We start from the raw sequence: 17,080 nt of genomic DNA on the forward strand, positions 1-17,080 counted from the left end.
AGTGGTTTGATGACCATCGAAATGGCTGCTTTCGCGCATGAGAGCTCGTGCGCTTGTGGCTTACAATGTGCGCCGGATCCGCGTCCAGCGCGGTATTCCGCAAGAGCAATTGGCTTACGATGCGGGAATTGATCGCTCCTACATGAGCGGACTTGAGCGCCAACAAGCGAACCCGACAATCGATCTTCTCGATCGCCTTGCCGAGACCCTCGGCGTAGCTGTCTCCGAGCTGTTTGTTCGGCCATCCAAGGGCGCGCCGCCACCTGCAACCTTACCTAAAGGTCGCAAGCCGAAGCCGGCGCGCGGCAAAAGGACTTAGCCCCAGACAAACACCAGCTGGGACGCAGATCGTGTCGCGGTACCGGCGCCGGTATGACGCTTCCACGAGGATTTCATGCGTTGCCGACCCATGATACGCAGCGACCCGGCTATGGGCATCGAATAATGTGATGGATGTTCATTTTGGTGCCGGAGGGGACAATGGCGGCTCAAGACGATGAAGTTCCATTAAATGCCATCCGCGCATTTGTGACGGTCGCCCGCGAAGGCAGCGTCACGCGCGCGGCGACCACTTTGGGAACAACGCAAAGTTCTGTCAGCCGGTATTTGGCTGTGCTGCGGGATTATCTGGGTGCTGATCTCATCGAGCGGCGTGGACGGCGCAGCGATTTGACCGAATTCGGGAGGCTATTCGCAAACGCAGTGTCTGAACCGCTCGAAACTGTAAGCTTCACCGCGAAGAGAATGCGACGCCGTGCAGGCGTAGGAACGAATCGTATTGTGGTTCGCACGTCACTATCGACCTTTGCGTTCTCTCTTCTTATTCCAAATCTGCAGGCTTTCTCTTCTGAAGCGGGTGGCGTTATTGTGGACATCGTCAGCTCGCTGGCGCCGCCGACATCTGCGGATGATTTCGATATTTTGATTACACGGGATCTTTCCGTCATCGAATCCGCCGACAGTTGGGAAATCTACAAAGAGGAGCTGGTGTGCGTCGGCCCGCCAAATCTCGTCGGGGGTAAAGAGCTCTCGATTGTCCGCTCAACCCCTATACTGAACATCACATCCCGCCCCGACATCCTGCCGACATGGCTGAGGGCCATGAACCTGTCTTCCAGCGACATACGAGCGGGGGCGCGGTATGATCACAACTATCTTGCTTTGCCGGCGGTCATGACAGGAAAATGCCTTCTTGTCGCGCCGGAAATCATCGTCAGTGACCTCGTGCGAGGGGGCGCTTTGCAAATCGTCCCTGGCACCCGCGCTCCAAGTGGCATGCAATATCGCGCCTATGCCGTAGATCGCAGCGCGCACCCCGAGCTCGCACGTTCTTTTTGCCGATGGCTGGCTCGTCTCTGCAAAAAGGTCGCACCTGCGCAGGCCGCCTGAGGTCTAGCGGTGTCCTCAATTCGGCACAGCAGGAGATCAATGCTCAAGTCTAGGCGCTCAACTTAAGAAGACATTCAGCGCAGTCGTCAAAGCCTAACGGAGATGGCGCCGCTCTAGTGCAGAAATTGAACACGCCAACAATGAGAGATCGTAGCGCAAAGATTCTATCCTGGCCGCCATCGTGCCATGGCAGAAGAATTGGCAGGCAAATGGAGGGAGGCCGTTTATCGCGCCGCAACCCTTTACTTGTCATCCCTGCCCCTGCGTTTGGTGAGTAATGCTCGCCAGCGAAGGCGGATGAGACGCCGCCCCAGCTTAACTAGTCGGATGGTTCGGCTGCGCAAATCGTCTGTTTTCCAGGCGCGCTCGGCAATACGACGGCTTCCAAACAGGCCTTGCGCGATTTGGCGGTAGCTATTTCCTTCCTGCCATCCATCCACTGCGCGCAGCGCAAGAATTAGCCGATGCTGCTTCAAAGCAGGCAAAGCAAGAGGAGGCATTCCGAGCGCCCGACGCTCAAGGGCGAGCCAAAATCGACGTGCGGCCCCCAGGCGAAGCTCGAAATCGGCATCGAGCGGCAGATCAACGACGACGGCATATCCGCTTGCCGGAAGCTCTCTTAGCCAGAGGCGATGCTTCGTGCCCCCGAGCGGCACGATCGCATGCCAACCATCCGCCGCACGGCGAAGCTCGCTGCCCGGCAAATTGTCGAAATCGAGCTGATAGGTTTTGGGCGCAAGGCAGTTGGCCGCCCGCACAGAAAGTACGGTCGGCAGCACCTCGGGTGCCCAGAAGACTGCTTGCTTGTCGAAGGTCTTTTGCGGATCAGCAGGAAAACGAGAGTCCCCACTTGCGTCGGAACTCGCCCGCCGCTGCGCTTGAACGTTCGCGGCGAGATAGCCGCTTATAATCCTCTTGGTAGTCGCGATCCCGGCGCAGCCACTCCCAGGCCAGGTCGGCAGCATCCGCCTTCTTCAGGCCGCTGTACGCTTCCTCAGATCTCCAGTCAGTATTTGGCATCGCACCTTTCCCGCGCAATCTTTTGGCGCGGGGAATGCAGCCGATGATTGTGGCGCTTTCCGGCTGCTTGCTTACCGTGTGCACGCCTTGAACGCACTTAATCGATGGAATGATCAATTTTTACGATCACGACGCATTCTGGCGCGCCTGATGTCCGCGCCGATCATTGTTTTGGCCAACCGCTACGTAGCAGGTCGCGATAGCCGTGGCCCGCTAGCCACTTGGCCCGAGTCAGATGACTTTCGAATGTGCGTCGCGCTCGATCCGGCTCAACGGTGGGGTCAAGCCCAAGCACAATTCGCGCGATCTCGCGCCAATCTGCCTTGTCAGCGTCCGCATCAAGCAGTCGCATGTAGGCAACGGCGTGCTCCCTGTCATATGACGTGAGCTCGTCGACGCTGGGCGCCAATTCTGCGACCTTCGGCTCGGCTGGCACTGCCTGAAACTCCTACCCAGCTGAAAAATCTACCGAAATCAGAGCAACGATAACTAATCTGAGTTCGTTTTGGTACCCGTCCAATAGTCGCACGCCGAATTCCTTTTCGCGCTGAGATGGCAATCGCATATCGGCTCACACTGACCTGGTGGCTCCGTCCTGCGCTTTCGCTTGTTCATTGCCAGTCCATACTGCAAGCGATTGCAGATGTGCCCTGTGACTGGCCGCCCTTGCTGTTCTGTTCCTGGCGGAAGACATGGTGCTCCGTGGTGACGGCCCGGTCGTACTCGTGAAAGGCAATCACCAGAACCGGCCAACTGGAGAATATTCGTTTGCCTTTCGACCCGCAGGTGAACATTCGTCCTATCTAGTTGCGGCGCTCGGAAAAACGCCGCCGGCACCTCTGAGCGGAGTTTCTTTGCTGCTCATCGCAAGCTGTTGCCCCGCGAGAACGCTTGTGATGGTCAATGAGATGACGGGCACGCGCTAGCTGCACCTGCATCTCACCGTTGGCTGATCCCTCGAAGCAATTGGGGAGGACAGCCACTGCTGGTGCGAGCTTATCGTAATAGTCTGGCTATAACCAGTGGTTTGATAATCATCGGAATGGCTGCCTCTGCGCATGAACGCTCGTGCGCTTGTGGCCTGGAATGTGCGCCGGATCCGCGTAGAGCGCGGCATTCCGCAAGACCAATTGGCCTATGATGCCGGGATCGACCGCTCATACATGGGGCGCATTGAGCAGAAGAAAGAGAACCCGACGATTGATCTCCTGGAACGCATCGCCGCGACTTTGGGTATTCACTTGTCCGAATTATTCACACAGCCGGCTAAAGGTGCAATGCCGCCCAAGCCGATGTCCAGAGGGCGCAAGCCGGCACGGCTTGGCCGAAAAAGACGTAATTATTGAGAGAGCCATGTTTCGGCTAACGCTTGGGCGGAATCGAGCCAGAATGTCATGGCCCATGTGGGTTGTCCTGATCGCCGGATCGACCGGGCTGCATTAGTGCTTTTCGCCCTTCGAACCGTTACATCACACCCGAATCCCGTAGTGATCTCGCTTGCGCCGTGAGAGCGGCCGGTTCCTTGTAGGGTTGGTTCCTGGCCATCATTGCCCATGCCATCCTGGCGAATTTGTTGGCGAGCGCGATCGCGGCAACCTTGGTGGGACGCCGCGCTAACAAGGGTGGAAGCCAGCCGGTCCACCTGCTTCATGAATCTACAGCCGGCGCTTCCGATCTCGTTCGAGCCGATGTGGCCCGGGCAGGCTTCCGCTTAGCGCTCCATCGGAGCGGCCTGTTCTAAGGCCGAGCATCTTCGAAATGAGGTTGCGCCGCTCGCCTAAACCTACCGACGACCGCTTGAACCCGATATTATCGAAGAGCCTGTTTGGGGTCGACGGTGCAGTTCGAGTGATGGCAGCGCCCCAACCGGGAGTCCGCGAGGGTATGGAGGGACTTTGCTATCCTGCTGCGCAAGAGCATGAGAGCAGATCCGTTCTCCAGAGCTTCGGGCGGAGAATCAAGCCGGTGTCCGCCTCGAGGATGGGACCTTTGCGCTCGATGAAGATCGGGAAAGTGTGGCGCCCATGCAGTGGCGAAATTGAGGGGCTGCTGGAAAGGCTCCACTGACGGTTTGTTTATGGGACACGTAAGACGCAGGCACCATCTCGAGCGGGATAGTTTCAGCCGACGCAGGCGCTGTGAATCAAGTTCATCCAACGGTGGCGAGTATGCTCTGAATTGGGTGTGAGCTACGCCGGCCTGACTATCCCGATAAGATGAAGGGGATGCTGCTCGCCGAGCGAGAGCCAACGGATGGATCAGATCATCAAAATGCAGCGTCATCGGTTTGACCGGCGAGCAGAGACGATGCCTGAAGATTGATGCTATTGGGCCTGGAAGAAGCCTAGCAGGTGGCAGCTGCGCCCCTTAGCCGGTCCTCGCGCATAAGACCGGCCGCTCCGCTCGACATTGCAGGGCCGCAACTTAGTCTTGGGTCTGCAGACGTTGACGCGATCCGGGAGGTGCCGACAATGTCAGGCAGCCTTTGCCGCCCTTGATCTTGGCCTCTTCACGTGCGGTACGCGGGCGTCAGTCGCAAGCTGGTCGATCATCCAGTGAGGGCTGCTGGATTTGCTAACAGGATACGGCTCCGTCGCGCGATTGTCCCAGATGACGACGTCGCCTGATTTCCAGTGCCAGCACAGGGTGTTCCGGCGCGCAATAAGATAGGATTGCAGCCGTTCAAACAGTTTTTGGCTAGGATAGCGCTGCAGGCCGACGAAGTTGTTCACAGAACGACCGAGCGATAGCATGCGTTCACCGGTCTCGGGATGAACACGAACAATCGGATGTGTCGTTTCGTAGATCGTTCCAGTGGATACGCCCCACCAAGGCCGCTTGTTGGCTTCGGTGGCCCGCTCTGTCGCAGTGAGATCAGATGCGACGAAGCTCACAGCCCAGAGGTTATCTGCGAGCATCCGCAGGGGATGGGGAAGATCAAGATAAGCGGCCGCCCTGCTCGACCAAGCCATGTCGCCTCCAAGAGGCGGGACCGCTGCGAGCCGCAGCACCGAAATGGCGGTGCGGACCCGCTCATCGTTCATCTGGTTGAGATGACTGCAGGCGGGATCAGACAGCTCCTGCCGGATCGTTAAACCGCCCATTGTGTCCGCCATTGTGGGATTCGATATCAGCGAGCCGAGCCTGAGCACAAAACGCTGCTGTTGTGCATCGTCGAGATGTCCCTGGTCACGGAAGAAGATGACCTTATGCTCTAGCAGAAGCCGCTTGAATGCTAAGATGACATCGTCAGCCAAATCGTCCGACAGCGCAATGTTCTTGATTTCGGCACCAAGCCTCTCCGCGTGCTTGACGATGTCTGCTCGCGGAATGACATTTTCGACAGCCATTGTTTCACTCATGACGGTGCCTCTTTCTGTGGATGTCTAAACAGGCTCAGTGGCGGTCGGGTCTGGCGACAAACCCGGCAAAACCATCTTGACGCTACACACCCGAATTGTCCGAGCGTGGGTCACGCGCCGCTCAATTAGGCGGCTGAATTCTGATACACACCACCAGCATCTAAGAATCCGACTCCCTTGCGTAGCGACATGCCTCGTGCCGTTCTCATCGAAGGACACTCGCATATGAGGCCAGCAGATCGATTTGCAGCCTGATCAACAGTGCAGATCATAGACGCAATCCATGTCCAGTCCATGAAACGAAACCAGCTTTCTTTTTGAGCTCGCGCGACGTTCGCGTCGCCTCAGAACTCATGCGTGGAAAATCCTCGAACAACGAGTGCGTCGTGCCTCCATCCTGCACGGCCGCATGCGCACGACAAAGATTGGAACTGGTTCGCGGCATGCACTCGCGAAGCCCATAGGACGTAAGCAAGATCTACCTGAAGATGTAACTCATATAATTCACCACTTCAACGGGCTCGCAATAATATTTTCGCGACTTGGAGTTGTTCAACGCGCGACGCGTTTCATCAGCTTGACAACCCACTGTCATGCACTAGCGGCAGAAGCGCAAAAGAAGGAGGCTGCAACTTCCGATGCAGCTTAACAACGGACTTAATCCCTCGATTTTCTCGAAATCTGCACGTGGCACGAATGCATTCCCCGCCCTGACCTGCCTTTGGTTCTGCCCGGAGACGTAGATATTCGTTACTGAGTGCAGGCCATTTGGCTTTGTAGCTCTCTCACAAACGATCACGCGGAACGCGTCGCCGCCACAACGAACGAGGAATCCACGCCGATGGCGTAGACGGAGGGCGATCTGATCTCTCATCAAGAAGATGCGGGAGAGTACTACCTTCTGCCCGAAGAGGCGATGTAATACCCCCCGAGGAATGGAGAGATCATGTCCAGGCGATGGCGGATGATGGGCGCGTCATCCTCAAGTCCGTCGACCACGAGCTGTCACAGCTTATCAGGGTCTTGAACTCGTTTGCCGCCGTGGTGGCTTTGAAGCATGTGCAGAAGCGGCTATCTGCCTACAAATTCGAATTGAAAATGGAGGCTTTCCTCGAGCTTGAGATGCTTACGACAGTAATCGTAGTCACCTACGTACGCTTGCAACAAGGCGGCAGCGGCTTTTCGCGCGACAGCATCCCGGAACAACTGCGCAGCATTCACGATCGGGTGGTCGGTTTGAGAAACAAGCGTTTCGCGCACAACGACGAACACGATACGGTTTCCAATGCGCTGGAGGTCTGGTTCGAGGACAATCGTTTTGAACTCAAATTTGGACTGTCGCTCGGATACGATATCGGAGGCCGCCAAGGAGTGGCCGGACCTCGTGAGCGCCGTCGAGACCCTATATCTCGAGAGGATCGAGAAGCTACTCGCGCGAATGAAGCAGAAGACCAGCCACGAATGGGCCCTCCAAAGCGGTCCGGCGCCTGAGGAGTGACCAAATATCCGCGGGGTGGCGTACGTAAAGACGAACCCCCGTCATTGATCGGGTAAGGAGGCAGCCTAACTAGACACGTTCCCTCGGTAAACGCAGGGTCATATCAATAGTTGTCAAGCCGCTTGTCCGCATTCAGTTTGTCAAGGGACGACCCGAAGACGGCGGGGCGCGTCATCGTAACTCCTCCGAAGCTCGCCGTGACCTGACCCGATGCCAGTTGTCCGCTCGGGTCCATTGCGGCGGCGACAAAGTAGGTTCGCTTGTTTTTCTCGGAGAGCCACGTCTGCTCGACGACACCCGTGGTCCAGACTTCGATCTCCGGCCCGTACGAGCGATAGGTACAAGAGCAGTCGGCATCCGTCATCGTGGCCGTCGCGGACATCCTGAACTTGCCGACGTCGAGGCCCATCGTCGTGAAGAACCGGGCGAGGCGGTACGCGAGAGCCAGGTTGCCGTCGCCATCGAACTTCAATGTCGTCACCGAGTCGTCACGGCCATCGGGCTTTCCGTCGACTATGTGCAGCGGGCCGGCCCAGATCATCTGATCTGTCTTGTGGGTCTTTCGATCGAACCAAGCCTGCGCGACCGGCCAAGAAGCGTCCACGAAGACGCCGGCAACCCGCTTGCCGACGGTCGAAGCGGCGCCCGCCAGCAAGCCGCCGATGATGGGCTTGGAGAGCTTGCCTCGCTCTTCCGGTACGAAATCTTCGACCCGGGCGCCAACGCTCGAAAGCTTTTGCTCAACGGCAGCGCGACCGCCGGCGAAGAAACCTTCGCTCACGGGGATCGCAGTGACCGCCAGCAGGCCTAAAAGGGCAACGGCGGCGGTCGCTCGCCAACGGCTGTGCCTCGGAGCCGGCTGCTCAAATACCCGCGAAGCTTCGGCCAAGTGGAGAGCGGATGAAGTCATCTCTAAGTCCAAGGTTGGGTCGAACCGGGAATACTCGGCGGAGCGGCACGACCGAGCGCCGCCCCAAAACAATCGCATGGGCTATCGAGCCGAGGGACACGCTCCCTCGGCCCGGCCGTGTTCAACAGTCGGCCTTAACCTCAGTGACCATGTTCACCTCCTCTATCGAATTGGGCGTCGCGTCCAGAAGACATTGGGCCGGGCCAGACGGCGGTCAATCCTTCTCACTGGATGGATTTTTTGATGGGCGCGGAACTGTCCCCTCTTGAAATTGGTCAGTCACCCACTAACGTCCGGGTCGCGAAGGCGACCTTCTGCGGCGGCCGCTAGCGACAACGTAGCGAAGCGACGTCGACGAACGCGGAAGAGCATCCGTAGCTCCTACCTAGGAGAGCATCGGCGTACTCGCAACTTGCTGAAAAGTCCGAGCGGCTTCGACCAGGATCGCCGCTCGATCTGACGACCGCATCCGAAAAGAAGGTTCGACGCGTGGCCTCCTGTGGCTCGCCGCCGACACCATCGGCTGGTTCAAGGCGATCGGCTCGTTCTACGATGTTCTCAAACACCGCTCCTACGCGTCCGGATCTCCGCCAGCGCTCGATTTCACGGACGCAGTCGTCGGCATGATCGACGAGCGCACAAAGGATCTGCCGGCCGAGCGCCCCCGCGAGCGCAGGAAAGGATTCGAAGCACTATTCTCGAACGGCACGGTTTCGAAAGAGCGTACCTCACCGCGTTCACTCGCTTCTCGTAGCGGCCCGGGCGCGGTTGACCTATTCTGTGTAGAACCTTGCGCGGAATCGGCGGTGCAGCAGTCAGCTCATCGCATGTGGTGTCGGTCACGGTCCGTAGGGGCCGTCGAATCATCCTATTCTGGAAGAACAGGCTCTTCACCGAAGGGACGATTGATCACTGCGAGCACTTCAGGAGCGGAGTAAACTCGGTTGCGTGCGTATCCGGTCCGCTCGTGCAGAATGCCGGCTTCCTCCAACTGCGCAATGCCCTGATTAATCTGTGCGGGGGTGACATCGAGTAGGTCGCCAAGCCGCTTTGCCGTCACCACCGGATAATTGTGAAGTTTGTCGAGCGCTCTCATGGCCGCAGATCCCCTTCGGAATTTTCGGCGGCCCCTCCATCGCTCGGATAGTTCCGACAGCGCTGTGCGCGTCCGGATGAGCTCTTCGACGGTACCGGTCACGGCGTCGGCCATGAAGGTGACGACGGGCTCCCATTCGAGCCGTTGTTGTGCATCCTTGAGCGAGGCGTAGTACGTGCCCTTTTTGCTTTCGATGTAAGGTGAAAGGTACAGGGGCACATGCTTCTCCGCAGCCATCATGAGCGGAAGCAGAAGGCGACCGACACGACCGTTGCCGTCCCGGAAGGGGTGCACCGCCTCAAAATGAGCGTGAGCAATCGCCATGCGCGTAATGAACCCTTGCGTCATCTGCTGCAGCCCCTCATTCCGGAGGTAGTCGACCGTTTGCGCGAGGCAGTCAGGAACATCGGCAGGAGGCGGAGGATTCCAACTTGAATATGCGATGTCTTTACTCCCGCCGCCCCACACGACCCGCGCTCGAAGGTCGCCGGGAACGTCCTGGTAATCCGGATCGTCCTTCATCACGGCCCGATGGAGATCCCTGATCAGGTCCATCGTGAATACGCCGTAGCCTTCCTTGGCGGCTCTCGGGATGAATCGGTCCAAGGCGACAGCGTAGTTGCGGACTTGGCGCGTTTCGTCCCGGGCACTATTGTCGCCGGTCTCCTCGACGGAAAGCAATTCGTCGAGAGTGGTCTGAATGCCTTCGATCGACGAGGAACTGACCGCCTCGCGTCTGGTCAGGACCCGGCTGACGATGTAGGGGTCCTTCATTTCGGCCGCGATGGCGTCGACCTTGCCGAAGGCCGCCTGAGCGGCTTCGAGGGCCTTCGTCGCTCCGGGAGCGAACACGCCGTTTAGAAGTGGCGGTGTCCACTCGACCTTACGTTCTATTTTCCAATCGAGAGACGGTCTTGCCTTAGTTTGGATTATTATCGCCTGGCGGTGTCCAAATACCGTAAGGAACTCAAGAATAAACCTATTGTTGACATACGATTCAAGATTATCTCCAGTAGACAACCAGAGAGAGTATGCCGCTTAGGCCGGTGACATCATGTCCCACTTCTTCCATGAAATCGCGACCCCCCGCGTGAGCTTCAATGAAGGCTTCAAGGCCTTTTTTGGCTTCGCCGTGCTCGCTATTGTCTTGGTTGGTGCAATCATAGGCTTCATTAGCGAATCGAGGCTATCATTCGGTCTCGGTGTCATCAGCGGCGTAGTTGGCGGGGCTACCGGTTTTGTCGTGGCAAACTTTCTCGTGGGTCGTTCCAAGAGATGAGGATAGCGTCTTTGTCTTTATAGGCGCCGTTCTCATTCTGTATGTAATTTTCGCTTACCTCTTAGATCTTCTCAGAAAACCTCAAACTACCGACGCGAATAAAGCGATCTTTGATCGCTGTTTCAACGCGGGTACGTTCGCAAGCTCCTTGATCCTGCTAATTGGCGTCTTCGTCCCGGACACCCTCAAGGCGATCGGAAATTTAAAGCCATTTCTGTTGTTCGCCGGAGTAGCTGGCGGAGCCTATAGTTTTAGGGCTCTTCTCCTTGGATAAGAGCCCCCGTCAGTTGGCGGCCTCGACCGCAGCTCGCTTCTTATAAGGCCCGCGCTTCTTCGGCGGGTCTTCGCGCTGATCGATTAGCATCACGATGTCGTTCATTTTCAGCGGAGAGGAGACAAGGCCGGCGGCTATCGCGGGCGTCATCCGAAGCGTCTTATGCTGCTTGATGAAGTTGTACCAGACGAAATAGAGCGAGAGTGTGTGATAGCGGTTCTCCACTTTCCTTTGAGAAGGCATTGGTGAGCCGAGTAAAGCGGCGCATCGACATGCGCATGGTGAGATTCTGGCGCTCCACGTAGGACGTCGAAATGTGCGCGACGTCAGGCGAACCAAGGATCAGGTCCTTATCGATGCCGATCAGCTTTGCGGGGCTGTAACGCTTCTGCGGTTGCGGGTCGCTGTAGGATACCACGGCTCCAGCCGCATCGGCGGCCTAGTCAAGTCGGCCAAATTTCAAACTCAGGCACGACCCGAGAGACGGCTTCCGAAAGACCCGCGAGCTGGCGCACGCCGACCTCAAAGCAGACGGAAAGATGGCCGGCGCCGGCGGCAGGGATGCACCCAACGCACGCCAGACAGGCGCGGCGGACCCGATGCCGGCCGAATATTGGGATGCCGTCCTCAAGGACGCCGGCGCCGACGCTGACAGACCGGTCTCCCTATCCAGCTATCCAGTCGCGGAGGCTTTCGGAGATCGACCAGCACGTGCTGCGGGTCTCCTGCAGTCGATGCGGCCGCATCGTCGAAATCCAGAAAACCGATGCCTACCGGCTATACGGTCCGGATGCGGGCTGGAATGACGTCGAGCAACGGCTTCTCGACGCCACCGCCACCCGTCAGTGGCGGCGACCGAGCGACTATTGGCGGGGGTCGAACGGCGCCGCATTCAAGCGAGCGCATGATCCAGCCTGATCCACGCTCCCTCGTCCCTTCCATTTACGTAAACACGCGCGGCTTTTGCTTCATCGTGTTCGAAGGCCACTCAGCGCCGTTCGACTGGGGAATCCGCGAGACCCGCGGCCCTCATAAATGCAAGGTGTGTTTACCGCCGCATTGCGCTCTTAGATCAATGCGCCCGACGTGCTCGTCATCCAGGATACCTCCGAACGGGAAGCACGCTCTGCCCGAAATGATTGCGAAATATAGTGCCGCCGCCACGCAAACCGTGGATGAGCGAAGATCATCGAATGGGGTTCTTCGATGCCGCGCGGCACCGGCGCTGACATACTTTCGACGAAAGCGGCTAGACGAGTGCACGAGATAGGCGCTGCAGCAGTGCTGCTTCCGTCAATGTCGTGGCGGCCCGAGAGGTCCTTCAATGGTTATTGCTCGCTCAGGCATCCTGCCCTGCAAGACGAAAAACGTGGGTAGGGTTCGGTTCAGTATATGAAGCGCATAGCCCAACGGAACGTTTGCCTCATGCGCGGCGTGCTTCACCTGATCTAGCGGCACAAGGGAAGACGCCGGTGGTTCGGCTGCCCTGACTTCCAATCTTAGCTTTTGAATTTCAAGCTCCCTCTTTAAGCTTTCCAGGTCGAGAAGACTGCGCTCCTTTTCTATCTTTTGGGTTTCCTGGCCTACCTTCTTGGTTTCGGCCACGGTGCGACGCCAGTTCAGAACAGTCTCAATCGCGCCTGCGGCCGCAAGTATGCGGCCACCTGCATAGACGGGGAGAAGAACCGGCGCGGAAATGATGCCTGCACCGCAGGCCGCCACAACCATTAATCCAAAACCCAACAGACCCGGTCCAGCAAGTGCGAACGAAACGGATCCCGCACTGACCTGGGCATGAGGCATCGCTGTTGACACCCCAAATGGCCGATTAGCAGCCATGAGGACAATCATCAATTGGCTCAAAGCAACTGCATCGGCAGCGAGTTCGCCAAGAGGTATCCCATTATCATCAGGGGGCGACGGCGAAGAAAACCGTACGTTGAACGCTGTGGCAACTCCTTCGGATACGGCATGGCCGGCTTTCAAGTCTCCTTGATTCACCAGAGCAGCGACGTCATCATCGGACGGGTCTATCCATCTGAGGATCAAGGGAGCGAGATTGCTACGATTGTTTTGCACCCATGCTTCACCTTCCGGAACGCTTCCATACCCATCCTTCTTAAGGACCGATGGCCGCGTATCGGACACACCCGCGGCACGCATGAGTTCCTGCTTCTCGAGTTCAGGAAGTTGGCTGAACAGGCGATAGAGCGTGGTTTCGTCGGCCATGCTGCCCCTCCCTTGGATCCCTGATCTGTTCAGTTGGGACTTAGGCGTAAAGAGAGTCAGAAACTACTCGTCGGCGTCCCCAGGATGGTTATTACCAAACGAATGAGTTCGGAAATGGCGCCTTTCCCTAATCAGGATCTGGCGTGCAGTGCCGACTCCACAGCGCTTGTCCCGTGTGCAGCGACTGGCCGCTTCCGGCGATTGTCGGGAATGCGCAGACCATCCTCTCGCTTCCGGTGTTCGCTGCGATGGCCGACGCGATCTTCACGTGCAAAACGGGCGCTCTTAGCGAGCGAACCAAATTGCTCGCTTACAACTCCCTTCTTCTTCGTGATCACATAGCCGCCTCTTGTCATGCTGAATGGCTTTCGGAGCAGCCCAAGATGGTCAAATTTGGTGCCGGGCGGGTGCTTGAACGGCTCAAACCAGGCCGGATGTACGAAGTTCGACATCGGAATGCCGTCGACCAGAAAAGTATCTTCCTCGACTGGGTCGCTCATTTCATAAGCGTACTCGGTGCCGTCTGCCGCTTCCGCCCAAAGGTTTGCGAGCGGGTCGATCACCATTTCAAACAGTTCGTGCGACGCAGTGACGCTGACCAATTGGTGGTCCGCTAACGTGGTTCTGACGAACACTTTGGAAACGGGCTGTCCGCCTTTTGTGAGGTCGTGATAGCCGAGCGCACCAGCCGCGTCGGCATCGTTGAAATAAACGAATTGCCAATCAGAGGGCTTCGCAGCGTCGGTATTGTATAGCTTAACGGGGTAGCCCCACACTGGGAGAAAGTAGGTGTCATAGCACTTCTGAAGCGCTCGCGTCAGCTTTTCAAAAGGTACACCCAGATCGACGGTTGCCTTATTGATACAGGCAATGGTGACCTGGCCGCCCTGTCCAGCCTGAGCTGCACGAATCACTTTCATGATTGTCCTCCCTAAGCCGCGTCCCAGTCACCCACATCCTACCGCTTTCCTGATGCCGTAGAGTGAACTGGATCACAGGTTAAGATGATAAACGCGGGTGAGTGAGCGGACCGGCGATCATGGGACCCGAGCCCGTAATCCACCCGAATGGCTCCTCCACAGTCGGGAAAGTCTCGCAGTTCATGAAGCGTCGATAGGTGCAATGATTTGCACTGCTTGTGCGATCTCAGGAAGGTTACTCAACGCATCTGACTTCGCCGCGACACGCGTTGTCGCGTTCGTCGCCAAACCTCTCGCAGATGAACGAGCGGTCACGAACGAACGTAAATAAATGAGCGGGGAATTTAGTCCCCGCTGAGGGCTGGAGCCCGTATTCAGAAATGAGCAGCTCCGATTTCATTCCAAATGCGGCTGATTCTGAATCTTCATGATGGCTCGGTGCTTTTCTCGCAGCGTCAATCACCTGGGCAAGATCAAGGTTTTGAACGATCAACAACCCCGTAGCCGCCGGCAAAGTAGTTACCGGTCCGATCGGCCCCTTGGGGCCTTGAGGACCAGTGGCTTCCCCGTGTCCTCCTCCACAGCTCAAGCTCCCATGTCCTCCGTCCCCACCTTGCTAACCCAGCCCTCCGTCTCCGACGGCCCCGTTAGCGCCTGCGGGAGCGGAGAAGGAATACGCGCTCATGGGCAACGGGTTCTTTCCAACATTGATTAATTCTAGCGTTCTTCCGTGCCACCCGCGCCTCCTGCACCACCCGGGGTGCCCTGGATTCCTCTTATTCCGTCAACGCTGTTACCTTCGCTTTGCGTGTACAGTGCCGCCCTCTCGGGGGGGACGATAGGTGGTCCGGAAGTCGCACTCTTAAACTTAGTCGCGGCGCGGCGGACCGCGGCCTTCCTGTGAACTAGCTCACAACCATTCAGCGAATTGGCTGTTATGTTACCGTAATTGTATTACGCCGCTCTCCTGAGCGTCGGGGGTCATTCCTGGACTGGATTCGCATACGAAAGCCTTCGAGAGGCGACACGACCTATTTGCCGGCACAGCAGGGAATTGGGAGCCATTTGTGATTGGAAATGCGCCGTCGCTAAGCAGATTTGTGGTTCGAATGGGAAGTCTAGGCTGGATGGTTTACGATCGAGAGCGCAAGGGGCCTGCGCTGATTGGAAGCGAGTGGGCAGCCAATTTGACGAAGGAGCAGGCAGAGCGTGCGCTCCACATCCTCTCCCTTTCAGCAGGAAAACAAACGGGCTAACCTCTGCCCAGACAGGCGTCTTGCAATCATAGCCCTGCGACAGGCCCGATCGCCTCCGTCTTCTGCGGAGACGATGGGGCCAACTGGAGCGGCCCACCAGCCTCCGCGAAGGTCCGGTCCTACCCGCTCAGCTCGGGCAAGCTGCAGTTGAACTGACCTTGTCGGCTCGCCCACGCCTTTTTGTTTGGTTTCCAACCTGGTGAGTGGACGGCCAAAATGTATGGCATACCTTTTCGTCGCAAGCGTGCATCCCTATCGCGTCGAGATTAAGCCGCTTGCTGTCGCAACTATCCAACGATTGCCCCATCGCACGATCGAGTCGACCCGCCCGATGCCGGGGATCACGTCGCCCCGTGCAGCCATTCGAATCCCATCGGGCCCTTCAAGCACCGCCGTTCCGCCGCGAACGTCGAGGACTGCCCAGCCGACCACAGTCGTCGGCGGTGTCTCGGGGACCGACACAAGCGGCGTCGTAGGCCGGACCGCCCCCGTCACAGACATGTCCGGCTCGACAGCATCTCCCAATTGCGCCCCACTCGACGCTTTAGTCAGAGACTTCGGAGCAAGGTTCGCGGTGACTGTGGCGGGCTGACTTAGACGAGGCGGTGTTCGCCAGCTTGATTCTGATGCTAGCTTTCGGGCGCTTTCGACCTTACCGCTCAGTTTTGTGTCCGGCATGCGGCGCGAAGCCGTTTCTATCTGAGCAATTCGATAGACAGCTGAGACAGCTGCTGGGGCATACCAAGCACCAGCCCAACCAAATCCAAAGCCTCCAACCAATGCGACCGCGACGACCCAAATAGCGGATTTTGAATGGCCGCTTGGCGCTAACAGCGCCTGGATCTCATCACGATTGCAGGTCGAGAAATCCAGTTGGTCGAGCGTGACGGGCCACGCGACCTCGCCATGTCCGCGATCGGCGACCGCCTCAATCCTTTCCAAGGTATTCGCATGGCGAAATTGCATGCTCGGGTCCCTTGTGGTCCCCAATGATCATGCCGGGAACTAAACCAACTCTTAACAGCCGTGCCCCGCAGCACGAATAAGTCAGCGACAGGTCGCGCAAGAAACCAAAAGTGAGATCTCTGGCGACGGGCAGCAGCTCGTCTCCACGACCGTTTGCGGCCTTGTGCGGCTGGCACGGCGCTGTATTCGGACCGCGATCTCGGTACGAGCACCGCTCTGATGTCGGCGAGCCTCATCGCCGAGCACATGCCGCCCGCCCACGTTCTCGGTGTCGAGCCAAGATCAATTCGATGTTGCGCCACTTCTAGCGGCCGCGCAGGCCAAGGATACGCTGACTGGGTCCGAAGCTCCGACTAGGCCGATCGACGTGCTTATGCTCATTGCAGAGCCCGCAACGAGGCGCCGAGCCGGACGGCAACTTGGCTGGGCGTATTTTTGATGATGCTGGGAATGCTATCTTAAGCTCGAGCCGCTCGCTTCGGCACGCGTTCAGATTGCACCCTGTGGCGCACTGCACCGGGCCTGTATTACCGCAGGCGCCGTCGGGATCGAAGAGCCCGGACGCCGGTCTAGCCGAAATGCCATGCGTACAAACGTTCCTCGCGCCAGCGCTTGCTTTAGCACTGCCTTAAACGAACCTATCGACTGCGATGGCGGCCCCCCCTAGAGGACGGGACTTCCATTATGCGGTACAAAGTGTTCGTGGTGGACAGCAACAGGCACGTGATTTGCGCTGCAAAGCTCGACTGCATCGACGAGCAGGCGGCGGGGCGTCGAGCCGAACAAATCTATAGCGAGCACGACGTTGAGCTTTGGGACCGCGATCGGCTCGTCGCCGTGTTTCGAGGTGCAGCGTCGAATATCCAGGCGATGGGCTAGCA

16 protein-coding genes are annotated in these 17,080 nt (G+C 57.9%); 6 read left to right on the top strand and 10 right to left on the bottom strand.

All coding sequences use genetic code 11. The features are described from left to right. Positions 1-37 precede the first annotated feature (37 nt). Both XH96_RS32965 and XH96_RS32970 read left to right on the top strand, forming a co-directional pair. Positions 38-319, top strand: coding sequence for a helix-turn-helix domain-containing protein (locus tag XH96_RS32965; RefSeq protein ID WP_035730210.1), 282 nt, complete (start codon positions 38-40; stop codon positions 317-319). Between the two features lie 161 nt (positions 320-480). Beyond that, positions 481-1,389 (top strand): LysR family transcriptional regulator, encoded by a 909-nt coding sequence (locus tag XH96_RS32970; protein ID WP_246789849.1) that lies wholly within the window; start codon positions 481-483, stop codon positions 1,387-1,389. Between the two features lie 242 nt (positions 1,390-1,631). Here the strand turns inward: XH96_RS32970 and XH96_RS32975 are convergent, their stop codons facing one another. The 3 genes from XH96_RS32975 to XH96_RS32980 all read right to left on the bottom strand — a co-directional run bounded on the left by XH96_RS32975 (position 1,632) and on the right by XH96_RS32980 (position 2,761). Continuing rightward, on the bottom strand, positions 1,632-2,168 hold the full coding sequence (locus XH96_RS32975) for a DUF2285 domain-containing protein (RefSeq protein WP_194394354.1): 537 nt from the start codon (positions 2,166-2,168) through the stop codon (positions 1,632-1,634). 46 nt (positions 2,169-2,214) lie between these two features. Then, entirely contained in the window at positions 2,215-2,409 is a 195-nt protein-coding gene (locus XH96_RS39500; RefSeq protein ID WP_092218206.1) for a transcriptional regulator domain-containing protein, read from the bottom strand. Positions 2,410-2,572: 163 nt separating this feature from the next. Further along, positions 2,573-2,761, bottom strand: a complete 189-nt coding sequence (locus XH96_RS32980) for a DNA -binding domain-containing protein (protein WP_347710921.1) — start codon at positions 2,759-2,761, stop codon at positions 2,573-2,575. Positions 2,762-3,467: 706 nt separating this feature from the next. Here XH96_RS32980 and XH96_RS32985 point away from each other — a divergent pair. Continuing rightward, positions 3,468-3,755, top strand: a complete 288-nt coding sequence (locus XH96_RS32985) for a helix-turn-helix domain-containing protein (RefSeq protein ID WP_092218203.1) — start codon at positions 3,468-3,470, stop codon at positions 3,753-3,755. 1,128 nt (positions 3,756-4,883) lie between these two features. Here XH96_RS32985 and XH96_RS32990 read toward each other — a convergent pair. Further along, entirely contained in the window at positions 4,884-5,771 is an 888-nt protein-coding gene (locus tag XH96_RS32990) for a TauD/TfdA family dioxygenase (protein WP_194389610.1), read from the bottom strand. Positions 5,772-6,728: 957 nt separating this feature from the next. On the opposite strand from XH96_RS32990, the gene XH96_RS32995 reads away from it, so the two are divergent. Further along, a complete protein-coding gene (locus XH96_RS32995) occupies positions 6,729-7,262 on the top strand; it encodes a hypothetical protein (RefSeq protein ID WP_194389611.1) in 534 nt (177 codons plus the stop codon). Between the two features lie 110 nt (positions 7,263-7,372). Here the strand turns inward: XH96_RS32995 and XH96_RS33000 are convergent, their stop codons facing one another. After that, positions 7,373-8,179 carry a hypothetical protein gene (locus XH96_RS33000; RefSeq protein ID WP_194389612.1) on the bottom strand — a complete coding sequence of 269 codons (807 nt, stop codon included), beginning with the start codon at positions 8,177-8,179 and terminating at the stop codon, positions 7,373-7,375. 868 nt (positions 8,180-9,047) lie between these two features. Beyond that, positions 9,048-10,127, bottom strand: coding sequence for a Fic family protein (locus XH96_RS33005; protein ID WP_246789850.1), 1,080 nt, complete (start codon positions 10,125-10,127; stop codon positions 9,048-9,050). Between the two features lie 202 nt (positions 10,128-10,329). Between XH96_RS33005 and XH96_RS33010 the strand changes: the two genes are divergently transcribed. Then, positions 10,330-10,554, top strand: coding sequence for a hypothetical protein (locus XH96_RS33010; protein WP_027564838.1), 225 nt, complete (start codon positions 10,330-10,332; stop codon positions 10,552-10,554). Between the two features lie 283 nt (positions 10,555-10,837). Here XH96_RS33010 and XH96_RS33015 read toward each other — a convergent pair whose 3' ends face one another. From XH96_RS33015 to XH96_RS33030, 4 genes are all read right to left on the bottom strand, one after another. Further along, a complete protein-coding gene (locus XH96_RS33015) occupies positions 10,838-11,053 on the bottom strand; it encodes a hypothetical protein (protein ID WP_194389613.1) in 216 nt (71 codons plus the stop codon). 1,068 nt (positions 11,054-12,121) lie between these two features. Then, positions 12,122-13,057 carry a hypothetical protein gene (locus XH96_RS33020; RefSeq protein WP_194389614.1) on the bottom strand — a complete coding sequence of 312 codons (936 nt, stop codon included), beginning with the start codon at positions 13,055-13,057 and terminating at the stop codon, positions 12,122-12,124. 131 nt (positions 13,058-13,188) lie between these two features. After that, positions 13,189-13,977, bottom strand: coding sequence for a hypothetical protein (locus XH96_RS33025; protein WP_194389615.1), 789 nt, complete (start codon positions 13,975-13,977; stop codon positions 13,189-13,191). A gap of 1,508 nt (positions 13,978-15,485) precedes the next feature. Continuing rightward, positions 15,486-16,199 carry a hypothetical protein gene (locus tag XH96_RS33030; protein WP_194389616.1) on the bottom strand — a complete coding sequence of 238 codons (714 nt, stop codon included), beginning with the start codon at positions 16,197-16,199 and terminating at the stop codon, positions 15,486-15,488. A gap of 684 nt (positions 16,200-16,883) precedes the next feature. Between XH96_RS33030 and XH96_RS33035 the strand changes: the two genes are divergently transcribed. Continuing rightward, positions 16,884-17,078 carry a hypothetical protein gene (locus XH96_RS33035; RefSeq protein WP_194389617.1) on the top strand — a complete coding sequence of 65 codons (195 nt, stop codon included), beginning with the start codon at positions 16,884-16,886 and terminating at the stop codon, positions 17,076-17,078. Positions 17,079-17,080 lie beyond the last annotated feature (2 nt).

It is taken from the genome of Bradyrhizobium sp. CCBAU 51765 (genome assembly GCF_015291725.1).
Lineage (GTDB): Bacteria > Pseudomonadota > Alphaproteobacteria > Rhizobiales > Xanthobacteraceae > Bradyrhizobium > Bradyrhizobium liaoningense.

Excerpts from the sequence above, each read along its gene's own strand:
- XH96_RS32965 (WP_035730210.1), top strand. The coding sequence starts at position 38 with ATGAGAGCTCGTGCGCTTGTGGCTTACAATGTGCGCCGGATCCGCGTC.
- XH96_RS32970 (WP_246789849.1), top strand. The coding sequence starts at position 481 with ATGGCGGCTCAAGACGATGAAGTTCCATTAAATGCCATCCGCGCATTT.
- XH96_RS39500 (WP_092218206.1), bottom strand. The coding sequence starts at position 2,409 with ATGCCAAATACTGACTGGAGATCTGAGGAAGCGTACAGCGGCCTGAAG.
- XH96_RS32980 (WP_347710921.1), bottom strand. The coding sequence starts at position 2,761 with ATGCGACTGCTTGATGCGGACGCTGACAAGGCAGATTGGCGCGAGATC.
- XH96_RS32985 (WP_092218203.1), top strand. The coding sequence starts at position 3,468 with ATGAACGCTCGTGCGCTTGTGGCCTGGAATGTGCGCCGGATCCGCGTA.
- XH96_RS32990 (WP_194389610.1), bottom strand. The coding sequence starts at position 5,771 with ATGAGTGAAACAATGGCTGTCGAAAATGTCATTCCGCGAGCAGACATC.
- XH96_RS32995 (WP_194389611.1), top strand. The coding sequence starts at position 6,729 with ATGGCGGATGATGGGCGCGTCATCCTCAAGTCCGTCGACCACGAGCTG.
- XH96_RS33000 (WP_194389612.1), bottom strand. The coding sequence starts at position 8,179 with ATGACTTCATCCGCTCTCCACTTGGCCGAAGCTTCGCGGGTATTTGAG.
- XH96_RS33010 (WP_027564838.1), top strand. The coding sequence starts at position 10,330 with ATGTCCCACTTCTTCCATGAAATCGCGACCCCCCGCGTGAGCTTCAAT.
- XH96_RS33020 (WP_194389614.1), bottom strand. The coding sequence starts at position 13,057 with ATGGCCGACGAAACCACGCTCTATCGCCTGTTCAGCCAACTTCCTGAA.
- XH96_RS33025 (WP_194389615.1), bottom strand. The coding sequence starts at position 13,977 with ATGAAAGTGATTCGTGCAGCTCAGGCTGGACAGGGCGGCCAGGTCACC.
- XH96_RS33030 (WP_194389616.1), bottom strand. The coding sequence starts at position 16,199 with ATGCAATTTCGCCATGCGAATACCTTGGAAAGGATTGAGGCGGTCGCC.
- XH96_RS33035 (WP_194389617.1), top strand. The coding sequence starts at position 16,884 with ATGCGGTACAAAGTGTTCGTGGTGGACAGCAACAGGCACGTGATTTGC.